6 protein-coding genes are annotated in these 20,339 nt (G+C 43.4%); all 6 read right to left on the bottom strand.

Going from position 1 to position 20,339, the window contains the following annotated elements:
• Positions 1–313: 313 nt before the first annotated feature.
• Complete coding sequence (locus FIU21_RS03870; protein WP_004360555.1) at positions 314–4,093, bottom strand: endo-beta-N-acetylglucosaminidase; 3,780 nt, start codon at positions 4,091–4,093, stop codon at positions 314–316.
• 200 nt (positions 4,094–4,293) lie between these two features.
• Positions 4,294–8,034, bottom strand: a complete 3,741-nt coding sequence (locus FIU21_RS03865; protein WP_036886461.1) for an endo-beta-N-acetylglucosaminidase — start codon at positions 8,032–8,034, stop codon at positions 4,294–4,296.
• 427 nt (positions 8,035–8,461) lie between these two features.
• Complete coding sequence (locus FIU21_RS03860; RefSeq protein WP_004360551.1) at positions 8,462–11,491, bottom strand: GEVED domain-containing protein; 3,030 nt, start codon at positions 11,489–11,491, stop codon at positions 8,462–8,464.
• Positions 11,492–11,590: 99 nt separating this feature from the next.
• Positions 11,591–13,423: a SusD/RagB family nutrient-binding outer membrane lipoprotein gene (locus FIU21_RS03855; protein WP_036886458.1), complete on the bottom strand. Its 1,833-nt coding sequence runs from the start codon at positions 13,421–13,423 to the stop codon at positions 11,591–11,593.
• 156 nt (positions 13,424–13,579) lie between these two features.
• Positions 13,580–16,957, bottom strand: a complete 3,378-nt coding sequence (locus FIU21_RS03850) for a SusC/RagA family TonB-linked outer membrane protein (RefSeq protein WP_004360547.1) — start codon at positions 16,955–16,957, stop codon at positions 13,580–13,582.
• 885 nt (positions 16,958–17,842) lie between these two features.
• On the bottom strand, positions 17,843–19,285 hold the full coding sequence (locus tag FIU21_RS03845) for an RNA/DNA-binding domain-containing protein (protein WP_004360545.1): 1,443 nt from the start codon (positions 19,283–19,285) through the stop codon (positions 17,843–17,845).
• Between the last annotated feature and the right edge of the window lie 1,054 nt (positions 19,286–20,339).

Here is a 20,339-nt window from a genome sequence, read left to right as displayed (position 1 = left end):
TCACCCCCCAACCCCCTCTCCTACAGAGAGGGGGAGTGCTGGATACAATTTGCTTGGGAATTATAAAATACTTGCCCTCAACAAATTTGTTTAGGAGTGAGGAAATTATTTATATTTACTTGGATATGTCAAGAATTTACCCCTACTATATTTTTTAGGAGTGAGGAAATTACTTATATTTACTTGGATATGTCAAGTATTCACCCCTTACTATATTTTCTTAGGAGTGATAGAAAGCCTTTCCCTAACCAATAGGGGTATCTTGGTAATTACGCCCCTCTCCTTTCGGAGAGGGGACGGGGGTGAGGCTGTTTTACCTCTTAATCACCTTCACGGTCTTGTAAACCTTACCATTCTTAAGCACCTGAACGAGGTACATGCCCTTTGCGCCAGTGATAGCTACGTTGACGACCTGACCCTGTGCAGCCTCAAAGCTATTGCTCTGGAGGAGTGCGCCAGTAGTACCGAGTACGTTGATTGTGTAGCGACCATTGTCAGCAAAGCGCAGATTTACGCTCTCAACGAATGGGTTAGGATAAACAGAGAAGCCAAGTTGAGCATCGACTGCATCGATAGCGTTAGCCTCAGAGGTAATCTCAACAATCTCCTCTACAGTCTTCTCAGCCTCGCCCCAACCGTTCTTCAGCTTCAGGGTTACATTCTTCTTACCAGGAGCAGCATAGGTAACAACAGCGGTCTTATCAGTAGATGAAGAGATAACACCATCGCCCAAAGTCCAAGTAGGAACTGTCTTAATCTCGTATGTACCGACAACACCAGGGAAGCCTAATACATCGTTGTTAGGCTTTTGGTCGACATAAGAAGCACCAGAGGTGTTCTCGCCACCACTACCAGCAACAACGACAACAGAACCGTCATAGTTTCTACCAGCAGTACCGAGGTTCTTAAACTTCAATCCATCAACCTCCTCAAAGGTGAAGTAAGCCTTCAAGTCAGCAGGAACTTCGCCTTCCTTGTAGCCCTTCATCGCCTGCAATACCTCATCATCTGTAAGTGGTCTGTTCCAAACCTGCACCTCATCAATGACACCATTGAAGCCACTCTTGTAAACACCACCACCACCGATGAAGATGTCAGCTACCTGACTGATATCAATACGTCCGTCGGTACGTACTACATCCTCACGACGCTTAGACTCAGTGAAGCTATGGTCAGCCACCTTACGACCATTGAAGTAGATCTTCTGCATATTTCCATCATCCTGTGTTACAACGATATGGTTCCATACACCAGGAGTAACATTGTAACCAGTAGACATCACTTCCTCGTAAGGATTATCGTGAGCTGTCCAACCCATTGTGTTGAACGAAATCTCATTCGCTTCATGCTTCGTTCTATGACCCTGCCACTCTGGACGAATAGTTACCCAAAGGTCACCCCAGTTGTTATGTGGCCACTTGTCATGGATAGAGTTCTTATTGATAAGGTTTGTACCCTGACTATCGTGGCTGAACTTGTCTGCCTTGAACCAGAGAGCATATGAATAAGACTTACCCTGCTGAACATCACCAGGGATGCGGAACATCTTAGGGTCGGTAATCTCAAGACCACGTGACGCCTTACCCTCACCGAGACGACCCTCGTAAGTGTAAGTTACGTTCTGACCTACCTTCTCTGTTGTCTTGTCAGCAGTGATATCAGTAATCTGAGGAACAGCACCTGTAGCCTCTGGAGTAACCTTTACCTTACCACGAATAACGCTTTCCTTACCGTTGCTATCCATAACAACGAGGTCGTATGTACCCTCTGTTGCAACAGTAAACTTAGCACTTGTACCGCTTTCGCCCTGAGCAACAACAGCACCAGTAACTGCATTCTTCAACTTCCATGACTGAGCAGCAGGAACCATGTCATCAAGATACTTGAGTGTGAACTCTTCGTTTGGCTTGATAACAGGACGGTCAGCAACGACATCGCTCAATGGCTGGTTGTATTCAACCTTCTTATACTCTGACCAAACAATGTCAGAACCCTTCTTACCATCAGGAGATACGGCACGTACACCGAAACGGCAGTCGCGCTTGTCGGCACCTGATACCATTGGAGCATCAACTACATAGGCAGCCCAAGAGGTTGTAGCGGTAAGCAACTGCTGTGGCTGGTCTTTCTGCTGGAAATAGATTTCATAATACCATGTACCTACCTCATCGTTATAAGTCTTATCCCATCCTGATTCTTCCTTAGAAGCATACTGCATCTTGAAGTCACAAGCGTTGTAACGACCACGGAGAATCTCAACCTTCTTGATCGTTGGAGCCACAGTAGCGAAGTCTTTTGCATTGTCGCGGAGCGCCATCTCACCAACACGCAACTCATAGTTGGCAGGAGTATTCTCAACAACAAGACCCATCATCGCTACCTTATCATCTGCAGCCAAACCTAAGTCTGAAGCCTTTACGCTGAAAGTCTTCCACTCGCCTACAGCCTCAACAGCAGGCAATGCCACCTCTTTATACTCGGTGACGTGGTCCTTCAGGGCTACAAAGAACTTAGCATGTGTGTCCTTGTCTGCGATAGTCTTATAGGTAACAGAGAACTCATAGTCTGGCTTTACCTCAAGCATTGTCTTAAAGAGTTTCACACGTGAGAATGCTGTCTGCCCAGAGATAGCCAAACATGAGCCACCCCAGTAAGCATCATCGAAGGTAAGTTCTGCCTTTGCAAGACTATTGATATTCCCTGTGTTTACCTGATCAGCACCGTCAGTTATCCACCAACGCCATGTTGGCATATAATCCTGCGTATTGAGGTTGTACCACTTGTGATTGAAGGTAACCTTACCATCCTTGCGGAAGCTCAAACCATTACCAAGGTTAAAGCGTGAAACGAATGGAACCTGCTGGATAGTAGACTTCGCTGTGAGGAAGGTAGCAAGACCATGGAAGCTCTTTAAGCTTGCATTTGCCAAATTACAATCCGTATTGATGGCTGGTAACAGACCTGGATTGTTATATCCACCACTAAACATAAGCTCCTGCTTCTTCAGATAAGTCTTCTGAATAGCAATATCAGATGTACCATTGTCGGTAGCACTCTGGTGGATAAGGCTCTGCTTATGAGCGCCCCAGAAACCGATTGAGATATCATTGTCTAACAATGCGCTCCAACTTGGCTGGCGCAAACCACGACCTTGAATATCAAAGCCTGCATAATAATCGAAGCTGCTACGACCCAAACTCTGTGCTGTACTTACAGAACCTCTCAGATGACTTGGTCCCCAGTTGTAGTTAGCGAAAAGCATATCGGTAGCAATATTGTCCTTGTTACCGAAGATCTTCTTGTTGTGATTGCCCAAACCACCATCAAAGTGAATACGACCATCATCTCCAGTACCATCATACCAATGTACTTCAAACTTCCAGTTGAGTTTCTCTGCTTCCTTATGACATGCCACAAAGAAGTCGCTTAATAAAGTCATAGAAGACGCACTGGTATGGAACTCAGAGTTAAAACCAATACCATTGATACCATAAAACTTCATCATACGAACCAATGGCTCTGCATAGACGAACTTATCGTTCTTCTTCTGAGTAAGCTGGTATAAAATTCGACCATAGTTGTCATAGCTCCAACGACTTGGGTAAACCGTATTGCCGTAAGGAATAGACATCACACAGCCCACGGTAACACCGTTCTTATGAGCAACGTCAGTCAGACCTGCGGTAGAACGAATCCAAGGTGAAGTCCAGTTTCCGTGGATGTCAATGTATGACCACAAACTAAAGTTATCGCCCTCAAAGCAATAACGAGGGAGCGCCTTCCACTGAGCGGTAGGGTCGTCAAGCGGTGTCCACAGACACATCTTACGATCGCGCTTCACGCCTTGGCGCACCTGATAGTCACCGTCCTTAATACGCTCGAGTGGGCGAACACGTGAGATAAAGAACTGGTCGTCAATCTCGCTGACGCCCTGTGGCTGCTTCATCTCGCCTTTCAACCACGCTTCAAGGTAGTTTGGCAGGTTCTCAAACTTAGCATCCTGGATGTCCAATGGGTGTGTTGGCGTACGCTGTGCACTCACAGTGAGGCAGCTTGCCAATGCCAAGGATGCAAATAAAGTAATCCTTTTCATGAATAATAAATGTTTAGTTTATAAATAATTTTAGGTTTATACAGCTATAAGCATATAACTATATAAGGTTTGTCTCTGTTTAGCAATTATGCTATTTAGCTATGCTTTCGGGTTTAAAGATTAAATGTTCTTAATAGATAAAAGGATAAAACAAAAAGTGCCAGAAGGAGATTAGCTCCTTCCAGCACTTAAAGAATTATTTACTTACAGATAAACTTAACTGTACGGAGGGTCTTACCGTCCTTCTTGACATTCACAACGTAAACGCCCTGAGCACCAAGATGGAGACGTACAGACTCTGCACCATTGACAGAAACAGCCTTACTTGCTACCATCTGACCATTGGTAGAGAATACCTGAACGAGGTAGTTACCTGGTGTCTCAACGTCGAAGAGGACATCACGATCGATAGCGTAAACCTTCATGTCAGCAGCCTCAGTGCCGTTGATACCTGTTGGATCAGCCTTCACCTTGATTACCTGGAAGGTACGAGTGTCAGAACCATGTGCATTCTTCAAGGTCAATGTAACCTCATAGTCACCTGCCTTAGCATACTTCAACTTCGCTGTACCAGCCATATCAGTACCATTCTGTGAAACGATAGTAGCCTTCTTAGCTGTCCACTCTGCTGTAGTCTTTACTTGGAAGTTACCAGATACGAATGGACTACCAGCATCGTAAGTTGGAGCGTCTGGTACGAGTGCAGATACGCCTTCTCCCTGTCCTGCACGTAATTCACCATGAGCTAACTTAGCATTACCCACCTTACTTGTAAAGTAATAGTCACCATCAGCATTTTCCTCAAAGTCCCAATAAGCCTTCAACCCTTCTTCATTGCGGTCTGTTGACATCATTGACTTCGTAGCCTCAGCTTCAGAGAGATACTTGTCATAGAACTTAACATCATCAATGGTTGCATTCATAGCAGCTGTTTGATGACGACCAAGACTAATGCCAAGGATGTTAGAATCCCACCAGCCATTATTAACAAATCTTTGAGGACAGAGACCTGTACCATCGGTACCATAGCTCCAAGTTGTAGCTTCAGCCTGTTTACCATTAATGTAAAGCATAGGTTTGGTATTAGTACCATTACCGTCCATAGCCAATGTGAAGTGTGTCCATGCACCTGGAACAAAGTCAACCTTCCAACGCTGCTTGTACTCTGGAGAGCCACCGCCGTTCTTAGCACGGAGTGTCAACTCATAGATACCAGTGTTAGGATCGTATGTAGACCACATTGTACCCCAGTTGTTCTGTGGCCAGGCAATACCCGGACTACGCATATCAATTATCTGAGTACCACCAGAGAAGCTATTGAATTTCACCCAGAAAGCGAGTGACCAAGGCTGATTGTTATTCGTCAAGCCAAGTTCAGAGACCTTAACGCCTACAGGCTTCTCAAGTGTCTTGATACCTCTTGAACCAGAACCGTCAGCCTTCTTACCTACATACTGCATTGTTACCTCGCTGTTAGGAACAACCTCGATATCTGTCTCGCTGTTGTTAGCTGTGAGCTTATTGATATGAGGAACGGCACCAACAGCTTCAGAAGTAATCTGAATGTAGTTAGAGTATCTTACTTCCTTATCGGTGCGAAGACCATTTTGATTCACCTTGCCTGTAAGTACAAGATCATAGAAACCTGTAGCACTTAAACCATCAACATGGATCTTCTTAGATTGATCGCTGCTTTTAACAACTACACCATTATGCTCAATCTTCCAGTCTCCTACTTCATGGCGTGGGTCTACATAAGCAATAGTAAATTCCTCATTAGGCTTGATGATAGATTTGTCTGCCTTGATTTCATCGCTGTAATCGTATCGATTAAAGATATTATGTTGCTCTGTGCCCCATGCTATGTCGCTCTCTTTCTTCATATCAAGAGATACGGCAGAAACACCAAATTTAATAGTGCCCTCACCCTCAAGATTAACTGGAACAGAGTAGTACATACCTGCCCAAGAGGTTGTTACACCCATCAAGATTGGCTTTTCATTACCCTGTTGTGCCCAGAGTTTGAAGAGAGAAGTCTTCACATCAGTATTGTAGCAAGGCTCACCCGGTCTCTTATCATTAGGCATGTTGAAGATAATCTTACCATCAACACCATTCTGTGCAGAGTGTAACAAAGCTGTAGATACAACCTGTGGCATTTCTGGTTTCTCGAATGTTCCACGTACAATAGAGAACTCGCCAAGATAGAGATTAAGGTTATTTGCATTCTCCATCTTCAATGCAACGAGTGCAAGGTGCTTATTTGCTAAGTTACCATCAACCGTGAAGGTCTTCTCTACCCACTTATCTTCGTCTGTTTCATTAGAAGCATTCAATACCTTATAATCATTCTCGGCATTTACATTATCCTTTGTTAGAAGGACCAAAGAAGCATCTGACTTACCAGACTTCACCTTATAACGGAAAGTGATCTTATCGCCTGCCTTCAACTCAAAGTCAGTCTTGAAGAGGTGGAGATACTCCTTAGGAGTGTTACCAAAGATTCGTACTGTAGAACCACCAAGATACGCATCATCCCATACAAACTCGGCATCCAAACCTGTTCCATCATCTGGGACATCAATAGGCTGACGACCTAACAACTTCTTAGCAAACCACCAACGCCATGTAGGCAAGTAGTCTTGAACACCTACGTTAGCCCATGGACGGTCGTTCTTACGCTCACCATCATAGTTGAAGAACTTACCATTACCCAAGTTGAAATAGCTGATGAATGGTTCTTCGGTTAGATTCCATGACATGGAACTACGTGCCGTCATCATGGAAGACATACCTGCAAAGTCAAAGTTATCAGCATTGTAATTCAAGCTATTATCAATCTCAAGGTTGTTAACAGGGTTACGTGAACCGCTTGAGAACCAACGCTCTGTACGCAACATATAGGTACGCTGCTTGGTTTCAGGGTCACTTCCCTTCTCACCACGGCTCTCAAAGAACATATTCTGAGAGTGAGCACCCCAAAGACCGATAGAGATTGGATAGTTTTTCAACAATGTCCAACGAGGAGTTGAGTGTGGTTCACCACCTTGCATATTGATACCTGCATAGAGATACAATGGGTCACGATGGATTTCTTTAGCCTTCTCTACAGACTGACTTAACAACCATGTACGATTCCAGTTATAGTTGAAGAACAATGAAGCCGCCTCACTTCCCCCTTCACCAAACACATTCTTGTTATTATCTGTCAATCCTTGATCAAAGTAACGATTACCATTCTCTTGTGTACCATCATACCAGACATTCTCGAAAATAGGGTTAAGCGACTTCATTGCTTTATTCAGATTAACATGGAAATCCTTAATTGCTTTCGTCACTCTACCACGAGTATAAATCTCTGTGTACTCTGAGTTATAACCAAAACCGTCATAACCATAGTAATTCATGTAGGCAGCAGCCTTGTCAATCTCAACTTTTGAGAGGGTCTCTAAAGCAGACCTCCAGCCACCATCTAAATTACCAAAAGGAATACCAGCAACCGATGTTACAGGCACACCATTCTTATGTGCTACGTCCAACAGTGCTGCAGGAATACGACCTAAGCCACAATTCCAGTCGCCCCAGTGTGTAACGTATGGCCACATTGAGAACACCTCAGAATCGAAGACACCATCAGGAAGAGCGTTCTTACTTGGCACGTTCCATGGCAGCCAAGCTATCAGACGTTTGTCATTCTCCGCTGTAATGTCCGTTCTTACCTGTGTGTCAGGGTTGCGGAAACGCACCTTTGGTTTTACACGAGAGATGAAGAAATTGTCGTCATCATTAATCCTTGGATTTGATTTAGACCAATTTCTCAATCTTGAAGGAAACTCCTGAGACTCAAAGCCCCACTGAATGTAGTTGCTCTTAAGTTCCTGTGCCATCAAGGTTGATGGAATTAGGCAGCAACCAAAAAGAAGTAAATTAATTCTTCTCATAATTGATTTGGGTTTTAATGTTATTGAATAATTATAAATCTTATTACCGTTTAGATCTGCCTCCACTCGTTAGGAGAACAGACGTTGCCCGAGAACTGTATCCTTCGTTGGTACCGCTTAGTAGACTTTACCTGTCTTTCGATAGCTTTATAGGTGTCAACTGTGCCTCACGTCTCTCATTTCCAATCGTCGTATTCATGCTTAACACATCGTGTGCGAAGGCTTAACACCACTTGTGCGGATGCTCCGCACCATTAAAAAAGATGCTGAAGGAACATTCCACTGTTCATAAGACGAGGGTTGCACTACGCTAACAAAAGCCACGTTTTATCGGACATACTTATTATCAGAAAGCTTACCTACCAAACAAAACAAGGCTACCCGACTCGATAGAATCAAGTCAGATAACCTCATTTTATATCACCTATTACTTAATCGTAATCTTTTGTGTACGGATAACATTGTTGTTCTGCATCTTAACGAGGTAAACACCTGCTGGCAACTCATTTGTATTGAAAGACTTTGGATTAACCAAGCTCTTTACAGTCTGACCGTCAGTAGAGAATACCCATGCACGTTCAACATTCTCGAATACTACCTTACCACTAACAACAGTAAGCTGTGAAGCACCACCTACGTTAGCAGATATGATGTTAGTAGAACCACCCTCGAGCAACTCTGGCTCGTCAGCAACACCCTTATCATGGGTGTCAGCCTTAGCACCACGAGCAGCATTAGAACCAGTGATAGTCACCTTGAAGTCGATAGCGAAGCCCTTATTGAACTTACCAGTTGGTGTCAAACCGCCCTGGAACCATGCGTCACAGAAGACAAGGCGGAGACGGCTCTGACCTGGCTTAGCATCTGTAGGAACAGTAAACTCATATTCATTAAGCTGTTGTACCTGTGCAGGAACACCCTTACGAACTTGACCGAAGAAGACAACGCACTCACCTTCATTTGGATTGGTTGAGAGGTTCTCTGGATTGAACTGCTTGTCGCCATTGAAGTCCATCCAAGCCTTACCCATACAATAGCGGAGGTCGTCATTGCTCTGGTCTCTGCCCTGAGTTGCTTCGTAACCCTGAATCTTCACTTTCACAGTCGCACCCTGTGCTACTTCGAGTTCTTGACTCGTAGCATCCACATAGTTGGTCTCGTTACCTGCAGGACCCTCAGCAGTGTAATCGATATTCTTAGAACCGCCCTCTGTCTGGAACTTCTTAACATAACGAATTCTCTTCGCTACGTCAGCACCAGCAGCAGCATTGTCGAGTTCAACTGTTCCGTAGCCCTCTTCCTGTGCCTCTGGGAGTTCAGACTGCTGAGCACGTGGGACAGCAATCCACTGTGTCTTTGAGTAAGTCTTAAGGTCAGTACTTACTGAGCGAACACCGATGAAAGGTTTGTCGTCAACACTTGTGAACTGGATGTTAGGAACGAGTGTAGCCCACTGTGATGTACGTCCTACCTCAGACACCTTACCATTCTCACCGTTCTTATAGAGAATCTCGAAGTGGTCGATATTTGCCTCATCGTTATAAACGGTTGGATTCTGACCTGGGTCCTTATCAATTCCCCATACCGCCTTAACAGAAAGAGAATTCTTTGTTTCTTCCTTCACCTGAACGGTCAAATCCTTCACATTAGCAGGTGTTGCTGTCACGTCGTCGTTGAGTTCGAGCTTACCAACAAGTACATTATAGTCAGCATCTGAATCTTTCACACGCAGACCGATACGCTCAATCTTCTGACCAGCTGTGATATCATTCAACTCAACCTTCTTCTCTGTCCAGTTTGCGTTCTCGGTGTTACCCAAAGCATAAGCCTTCCAAGCACCATTCACACGTACGATGAGAGAAAGTTTTGAGTCGTTATTGCCTTCTTTGCCAGTCTTGATAGCTACCTTAGCAACTACCTTACCCTTAGAAGGAGTGAGGTTAGTCTTGAAGAGAACAACGTCTGTAGCAGTTGCATTGTTGACACCCTTCAAGCGAAGTGCTGCACCACCTGTGTAAGCGTCCTCATTAGTGAATGAAGGCTGTACGTCAGTGCTGGCTACTTCAGTCTCTGGCTTAACAACCATCCAACGATAAGTAGGCACGACATCTTGGCTACTCATGTTATACCATGACCCTGCAGTCTTCTTACCCTTATAGTTATAACGTTCGCCATTACCTGTGTTGAAGTGGGTAGCGAAAGGAAGGTTGCCTGAGATAGCTGTGCGCTCTGGAATCCAAGAAGCAAGACCAGCAAAACGTGCCAAAGGAGGTGTGGTACCCTGTGCCTCAACATTATTACCCCTATTGCTAATCTCTGGACGATACAAAGGATTACGGTTGCCACCAGAGAAAGCACGTTCAAGATACTCCTGATAGTTAGACATACGAGACATAGCGTCGCCACCAGTGTTATAACTCCAGAAACGACTCTCTGCATGCTCACCCCACAGACAAATACCACAACGCTTAGCATCTTGGTTGTTAAGACTATTCCATCGTCTGTCCATGCTTACAATCCATACACCAGCGTATAAACCATCGGCTGAGCCCATAGTGCGTTCTGCCTCTTTTACAGAACTGCCCATGTTCCAACTGAAGTCACTGTTGTCATAATTCAACATCACCTCACAGATACGATTGTCCTTATCTTGACCCCACATATATCTTGAGCTATATGGTGTCAGACTTGAGCTCGTCGTATAATACATAATCTTGAAGTCGTTAAAACCTTCAGACTTCGCAATCTTGTAAAGTTCCTTATGGAAGGCTATGTTATCTGCATCTTGATACTTGTTAGTGCTTTCCCAGTTATAGTTGATACCATCGAAACCAAGGAAGCGCATGCAGTTAATGATAGGGTGTGTATAACGGAAACTACCATCTGTATTGCGTGTCATGATGAAGCCTGCCCAACTGTTAGCAGCTCCACCCGTTGTATGATCGAAGAACTTAATACCAGCGAAGATGCTTGTACCATTGCGGTGAGCAGCATCAGCCCATGAACCTGGTGCTTGGAAAAGTCCGTAGTTCCAGGCACCAAACAGGTTGGTATAGTTCCACATTGAGAAGTTATCGTTAGCGAATGTCTTTGAAGGATAGCCACCGAGGTTCTTTCCAGCACCACCAGGGATATTCATAAAGAGGTTACGATTCTCGTAAGTATCTTGGAGGAGACGGTCAGCACGTGACTCAATAGCACGCTTTCTGACGTGTGAGCGGATAAACTCTACCTCGTCTTTGATGCCCCATGCGGTAAGGTCGGCATCAGTAGGATATTTCTTGCCGTTATCAAGGAGTTGTGCAAAATGCTCAAGAAGGGTCTGATCGCCCAACTTTGACAGGTCGAACACCTGTGTAGAAGCTGTTGAAGAATATGTTTGTGCAGTCACACTGGCAGGACCCATAGCCATCATAGCTGCGATGATCCATGCACTAAGAGTAGTTTTTTTATTCATATGATTTAGGTTTTGTAATTAATACTTGATAGATTTAAATCCCAGTAGAATGACGTTTATGCCACCCTACTGGGCTATTGTTTCAATTCAGAGTTTCAATTAGAAGTTTGAAGTGGTCTTGTCCCAGAAGAGACGAGTTGCCATCTTGTCTGGACCGCCCAACGCTGGAATACCAGTGTTGTCAACATCCTGCTTTGTTGCGATGTCGCTTGTACCAGGGAATGGCAGACGACGCATGATATCACCAGGAACTAAACTACCATCAGCCTCATCGATGTTCAATACAGGCAACATACGTGGGAAGCCTGTACGACGGAGGTCAACCCATGCCTCGAAGCCATTAGGATAAGTAGCGAGGTACTTCTGAGTGATAATCTTCTCGAGCTTTGTCTCTTGTGAGTCGCTGTCGTTCCACTTTACACCAACATGGATTGGTGAAGCAGCGTCTGGTGTGTCACCAGTTGGATCCTTATAAACATAAGCTACTGGGTTCTCCTGTGCCATGTAAGTGTCAATCCAAGAGTCATACCAGTTTACATTCTGCTGTCCGTTAGGACTCTCACCGTCCATAGACTTCATCTCAGGATCCTCACAGTTTCCATGACGAATACCCTCCTCATAGAAGTGCTGAGCCGAACCACCCATGTTCCAACCACGGAGTGCACCCTCTGCACGGAGGAAGCAAACCTCAGCATACTTCATCAAATAAAGTGGTGCAGAGTTGAAGTACTGCTCGTTCAGTTTACTGAATGCGATGTACTGGTTCTCATCATATCCCTGACCTTCACCTGGATGTGTACCGGTACGGATACCACAGATACGGCTGTTAGCAGGTGTTGTCTCGCCTGTCTTATTGTTCTTAATAACGTTATCGTTCTTCTTAAAGAGATATTTCAACCAAGGGTGATTGAAGGTCTTCAATGTGATTTCCATTGTTGCACTCATACGAGCATCACCCCAATTCTCAACGCCTGGCAATGGATTACTAAAGCCCATCACACCTGGACGGATAGAAACGCTCTGTGCCTCGTTCTCAATAACGCCATCAGCAACAGCCTCTTCAGCCAATTTCTGTGCACGAACAGGGTCGCTCTTTACCATGTGCATAGCGATACGCAACTTCAATGAGTTGGCATAACGTGCCCATGCCTTCAACGTTCCATCAGCAGCACCACCATCGGTCATGACTACGAAACGATCAACAAACGCACTCTTAATCTTCTGCTTGTAGGCAGCTGGCTTCTGATCGAAGTAGTGGAAACAAGCAATGGCTGTGTCGAGGTTGGCAACAGCATCGTTGTAGACATCCTCAACCTTGTTATAAGTATAAGGACCTACCTGCAAGTTAGTCTTCAACTCACGGTAAGGCATAGGACCATAAACGTCAGCTACCTCAACAGCCTGCTGGTTGAAGAGGGTCAAATAAGCTGCCTTCAACTCTGGAACAGCATTTACCTTCTCATTATTCAAGATAGGTACAAGTGAGGTTTTCATCTCTGTGAATGAACCCCATGCACCACCATAGCACTTCTGGTCGATAGCATATGACGATGCCAAACGAATCTTTGAATACTGGAAGAAGGTATGAGGAACAACCGTGTACTCAGCATAGTTGTCAACACCGAGAGAATACTGATACTGATAAGCGTGTGGACCAGGGTTCTCACCATTCTTACCACCACGCATAGAGAACTGTCCACCAACACCAGCATCGAGCAAGTCTTGCATTGCATTGAGTGCCTCATCTGCTGCTGCAGCGTCTGTAGCCTGACGGAAAGGAATCTTATCCACGTCACCACGGCTTGTCACCTTCTCAACATTCTTGGTTGTTGAGTTGAACTCATCACCAGGGTTGTCATAGTCAAGGCATGACTGTAGACCCAGTGTTGGCAATGCCATCGCCATGAGTACGATTATATGTTTACTTTTCATTGTTGTTTATCTTTTGAATATTATTGTATTGTTTAAGCTTATTCGGAGCTAAAGATGTGTAGTAACGGTTTTGTTACGTGGGGAGCAAGACGTCAAACATTATATTTGTTTCTCACTCCCTTTCACGCTCTTCACTCCTTTCTCACTCCTTTTCTCTTAGAAGTTAGCCTTCAATGAGAAACCGAATGAACGTGAAGATGGCATATTGAAGCTCTCAAATGCGCCGAGACCATTCTGTGTAGACAGAGATACGTCTGGGTCTGTTGGTGCATCCTTATAGATGAAGAACAGGTTACGAGCGATGAATGAGAGGGTCAAGTTACGATTCATACCAAAGAGGTCACGGAAGGTGTAACCCAATGAAAGCTCACGAAGACGGAAGTTTGTTCCGTTGTAGAGATAGGTTGATGGGTTGCTTGATGCGCCCAATGCCTGATAATATGACTGGATAGGAACGATGCGACCGCTACCATCATTGAGTTCCATACCTGGTACGTTACCATAGTTGGTTGCAACGATGTTGTTACGCTCTGCGCTGAGACGAGCTGCCTCTGTACGCTCTGAAGCACCGATATAGTCAAGATATGACTCTGTCAATGAGAGTACCTTACCACCGATACGACCGTTGATGAGGAATGAAAGCTGGAACTCCTTATAGTTAAAGGTATTGGTCCAACCCATCTGCCACTTAGAGTTCATGTTACCGAGGAAGCGGTCGTTTGAACCTGTCTTGTCGAATGTTGGCTCACCCTTAGCTGTCAATACGATATGACCATTTGCATCGCGCATGAAGTCGCCTGCATAGATGTCACCAATAGCACCACCCTTCTGGTAGATTACCTTTGCCTCACCTACAGTCTGCTGATACTTACGTGATGTTCCGTCCTTATCATAACCTGTCTCAAGAATCTCATTGTCGTTGTATGAGAGGTTATAAGATGTACGCCAACGGAGGTCCTTACCGAACTTGAAGTCATAGCCAACAGTTGTTTCAAAACCAGTGTTACGTACCTTTGCAGAGTTCAGCAACTCGGTGTTACCACCCAATGAGCCAAGCTCCATGTAGAGGTGACGAACGATAGTGTTATAGAAGGTGAAGTCGAAGCTCAAACGGTTGTTCAAGAACAATGACTCGATACCTGTCTCGAATGAACCTGTCTCCTCTGGTACTGGTGAGAAGTCGAGCAACTTGTTACCTGACAATGCACCTGTCTGGAGGTTACGGCTCATCGCACCGTATGCCTTATTAGGGATAGAGTTACCTACTGATGAGTAAGAAACACGATATTTCAAGAAGTTAAACCAGTCTGGCAACTTCACCAACTGACTTACGATAGCGTTGGCACCAACACCGAAGTAACCGTAGTTATCGGTATCTATCTTACCCAACTGCTTGAAGTAACGGAATGGACGATACCAGTCGCGACGATAAGAAGCATCGAAGTAAACAGTTTCTTTCCAACCTAACTGTGCTGTGAAGAGGTATGAGCGGTCCCAGTTTGAACTCTTTGAAGTGCTTGTTACGCCATAGCCACCTGCGCTGGTCTCGAAGTAGTTAACCATTGTTGGGAGCTTACGCATAAGACGGTCGTAGTAAGTTGCAACGGCATCTGTACCCTTTGACTCACCCTTGATAGTATGACCTACATAACCTGCTGTTGCTGATACTGAGTAGTCACCGAAGGTCTTGTTATATGACAAGAGGTAGTCAGTATAGAACTCTGTTGTCTTCTCGTCTGAATCCCAAAGACGACCGTAGTCTTCCATAGATGCTGGGAGGAAGGTGGTAGCAAAGCGAGTTGCATGATTCTTGAAACGAATCTGGCTGTAGTTGACACGTGCTTGGAAAGTCAAACCATCATAGATGTCAACATTTGCTTGCAAGGTACCGAAGAGGCGGCTCTCCTTCTGCTGACTATTACCCGAATTGATCAACCAATATGGGTTGTTGTTAGGATGAGAGAGGTATGCCCATTCCTGCTGTGGACCTGTTAAGGTTGTACGCTGTCCTGCAGCCCAAGTGAAGTTCTTACCATTCAACTTATAATATGAAGCTGGGTTTGACAACCACTTACCTTCAGCATTCATGTAATGGTCACGATAGTAATCCATATCAATGTTCTGAGGTGCGGTGTAGAGATGGTAGAGAGGGTTACCTACCGTACCACCACCAGGACGATTCTTTGTCTTTGACTCAGTATAGTTCAATGATGCATCAATGTGCAAACGCTTGAAGAAGTTATAAGTCTGACGGAAGCTGATAGAGTTACGGTTGTATGAGTTGTTACGCATCATACCTGTTGCATGGCTGTTTGCCACTGACACGTAGGTACGTGCTATCTCTGTACCACCAGAAAGTGAGATTGAGTTATTCGTTGTGACACCCGTACGGAAGAAGTTGTCTACATCGTTACCTGCACGATTGCGGAGATAAACATTATGACGACGTGCCATGATTGGATTGCCACTTGCGTCTGTACCAATCTGCTCCTCTGGATAACCTACCCAACGCTCGTCTAATGGAGTGCGTACTACGAGGTCGTTATCTGCACGGTCTGCGAGCTTACCGCCCCAGTTGTTCAATGACAACGCCCCTGTTGCTTGGTCATAAGCTGCACCATAAGTCTTCTGAATCTTTGGTGTCAACAATGGAGAATCGAAAGTGATGTTTGAGGTTACGTTGATATCAACCTTACCCTCACGACCACGCTTGGTGGTAATCATCACAACACCATTGGCAGCACGTGAACCGTAAAGCGCAGCAGCGTTAGCACCCTTGAGGACATTGATTGACTCGATATCGTCTGGGTTGATCAATGACAATGGGTCAGAACCCTCAGAAGTTCCGGTTGAACCGAAGCCCTCTGCGCCCATACCCTGCTGACCACGAATACCATTACTCATTGGTACACCGTCAACAACGATGAGTGGAGAACTGTTACCGAGGATAGAACGGTTACCACGAAGAACAATCTTTGAAGCACCACCAGCACCACCAGCACTTGGCGTAATAGTGATACCAGCTACCTTACCTTCGAGTGAGTTAGCAGCGTTAGGATCCTGCACCTTCATGAGGTCCTCTGCCTTCACCTGCTGCGTTGCATAGGTGAGAGACTTTTCCTTACGCATAATACCCATGGCGGTAACAACAACCTCGTTCATGGTGTTTGCCTCTTCCTTCAATGTCACGTCGATCGTACCCTTACCACCAACAGGGATGGTCTGTGCAGCATAACCGATGTAAGAGAAGACAAGCTTCGCGTTTGCAGTGGTATTAAGGGTATAGTTACCATCAATATCCGTTACTGTGCCATTAGTGGTACCCTCAACGAGGACGGTAGCACCAATGAGCGGTTCACCGGTTGAGTCAACGACACGACCGGTCACTTTGTGATTACCATTCTGCTGTACTGCCTGTACTGCAGTGCTGGTGTTTGTACCCGCGTAGACACCTGTTGGTGCCAATGCTAATGATAGAGCAAAGGCAGCCGAGAAGTACAGATGCTTCTGCTTTGATTCTTTAAAGATTCTCATCAGGTTTAGGTTTTAAACTTTTATTTATTTATTTTCCTAATTTTGTTTCAAGTGATTTTAGGCAATGTCAATATTCCATCTTGTTACACCTTATTATATAGTAAGGCATAGGTTATTTGGGACTTCTTGTTCGCTTTACTTAGGTTCTTAGGCTATAACTGTCTTGCCGTGGTCGAAGGCTTCACATCCCTCTTCCCACAACTCATTAACAAACAGTCATTTACACCTTTCTCCGTATTCCTTCTCTAAGATTGGTCTAATGACACCTATACTTCAAACAACTCAAATGCTAATAATACTTATGTTAACCTTAATATTTAACATTTATAAACATTCAAAAGATAGAATCGTAACTATTCAGCGATAATGAACGTTGAATATCAAGAACTTATAAACGTAATATTGTAGCAAAAAGACTCGAGATGACATTCTTTACCAGAATTTGTATGTATCTGTTTATGTAACTTATTGATAATCAACAATACTTTATACGTTTTATTGCTGAATAGTTACAATAAACAAAGACTATGAATGGTACAAATTGCACAAATACAGAATAAACGCATTAAGACAGAACGTAATATGAGCAACAGTTTTATTAGAGGTATCTCCGCAATCACGCAATGTATGTCAAATTACGAACTAATAACTTGACAATCTTAAAACTATAATCAGGCTTCCCTCTAAAAGCAAGTAAAAGACCATTTCTTTACTCAAAAATGAGTATGAAAATGGTCCTTTATAGTTGGATAGTTTCAAACTGTAAGATTATCAAAACAGTATTTACATTTTGACTCTCACTAAGGGGGGCAGATTAAGCTAAGTGGGCTTTCTAAGATCTCAGCTGACTTAGTCATTTTTTCCATCAGTGACTAAGTTAAGTGACTAAGATAATACACTTATATACTTCTGATTCCTACTATTGGGTTTATCAGGTATTGTCATCTCAAGAAATCCACCTTTTATCAATGGGTCAATATAGCGACTTTTAGCATTGTTACGATGTTTTAGTCCCAAATGGGTTATAATTTCAGTAAGACTTTTAGGCTGTTGGCATAAGGCAATAACCTCATTCATTACCTCTGCCGACTTAGTCACAGACTTAGTCACTTTTTCTCCATCAGTGACTAAGTTAAGTGACAAAGATGGCTGTATTGTCACCTCGAAAGCAGTTACTTTACCGACATTGAAGATGGGGTCTGGATTTCCATTCTCCCTTAGCATATTTTTAACACGCTGAATACCACGGTTAAACATATTAACATACTTCATACCACGCATAGCCTCTGCAATAATAGGATTACGATAATCATTTACCGTAGGGAAGTTTTCTGGACGAGCCTCCCCATATAAGCCTCCAGCATTGAGAATCTCTATACGATTGCTAAATTGATAAATTCTTATAGGCATATTTGATTGATAATCACGATGCATACAAGCATTCATCAGTAGCTCTCTAAGTGCGAGTTCTGGGTAGTTAAACACAATCTGTTCTCGTAGCATACTCACAGGCATTGGACGTGAAGTGACAATAGCATCTTTTACAAAACTCTCCAACTTAGGTAGTATCGAACATAGACTTCCCCGCATCTGCCTTTCGTTAAGAATTTCGCTTCCTGTATCTTCTCCTGCGAAATGCACATACTGAACATAACAGCCATGAAGAAAGAAAGAGGCATTTATCCCAAAAAGCACAATGGCTGCATTCGTAGGACAGTCATGAACTATGTCATAAAGATGGATTGCTGCCAATTGCTCTTGCAAAGAGCGTTTATCCGTCTTAAGAATATCAGCATCTATTACCTGTGGAAGATATTCATATTTTATAAACTGAGTGTCAATATCCTTTAATGATGATCCAAAACAAGGAGTGGCATCAAAAGTAGCCATATAAGATGTTCTCTTCTCCAAAAGGACTCTTTCTTCTGACTCTGTTGCAATGTCCCGACGAGGTCCTATACGAATAAAGGTACGACCACGATATCGAACTGGTGGAACCAAAGCTGGTGAGACCTCTACGACGAGTAAATCACCACCTTCAAGCTCGACCCTTTCTACTGACATAATCGGTAATGGTAAGATATTGCCATCAGAGCGAATCCCCGCTATTCGTTTCATCAAGGCATCATCAACTCTTAGTCCAGATAAAGTCCCATTGTCATAAGCACCCAAAATAAGATAACCTTTCTTTCGGGAATTTGGCAAATCGTTTGAAAAAGCACAAATAGCCTCCTGAAACTTATCCATATCACCTGTTGAACTCGTACGTTCTATTCTATAAGTCTCTGTGCTTTGCAAGAGTTCAAGAACTTCTTCTTTTATTACCATAACCTTTATTTATATTCTCATTGAACTTACCCATAGCATTCTTACTTAATGTAGGCTTTATAAATCATGATTTTCCACTTACTATACTCCAGTAAACTTGATAAAACTATCAAAAGTGGTTGTACTTATTTGAGCACCAATATAACATTATGCACTCTATGCAATCCATTTAAGTAGTTATATCCGAAGAATCATTTTTACTCTAAAAAGAATTAAATTAGAATTATCATTTCCATTTATAGAACATTCTGCCAAAAGTATTAACTACAAAATTAAGCATTTCATAATACAACTCCAAGAAAAATAGACATTATTGTTCCACAATAATACTTTTCTTATTCGTTAAGTAGTAGCAACTTTAAGATATACTTTATTTGATGACGTATAACATTAGATTAACAATTGAAAGACAGAATATTCATTTGATCAATCTAAGAAGACAGAATAATCAAGTTTTAAACAGAATAAACACATTTAGATTGAAAGAACTACAAATGACACGAATTGCAAGTTAAAGAACAGACACACTAAAACAAAATGTACACAATAAACAAATGTTTTTACAGGGGGCTCGGTGATTACTTCCCGCCTTATGGAAGGCTCACCTTTTTGTCTAATTTTTTCACAATCAATTTTTGTAAAGGGCACAAATTACGTTCGAATTAACGCCCACTTGGCTTGCAAAAGATGCCCTTTAAGGTCCTAACTAACACCCTTTTGAAAGCCTACTAAGCACCTTTCAGAATGGAATTTTACAACTGTTTGACAATAAAACACTTATAGCAGCTCTTAAAAGTGCATACCCCTATTCCGTTTTTGTTGTTTTCATTGCGTTATTTGTAAAGAAAAATCAGTCCCTTTGATAGGTGTATTTTACATAAAAAAGTTCTTCAGCAATTTGGAGTGACACCGTTTGAGATTAGAACTTTGAAGATAGGTCACACAGAGAAATGGAGAGCACAGAGGTTTTATATAGTAGAAATCGTTAGGCACAGAGGCACCAATGGTGCATGGAGGAACAGAGGATATTTGCGAGTTTTATTAATGTTTTTGT

It is taken from the genome of Prevotella melaninogenica (assembly GCF_013267595.1).
Classification (GTDB): Bacteria; Bacteroidota; Bacteroidia; order Bacteroidales; family Bacteroidaceae; genus Prevotella; species Prevotella melaninogenica_D.
This window is presented reverse-complemented; position numbering and strand designations above follow the sequence as displayed.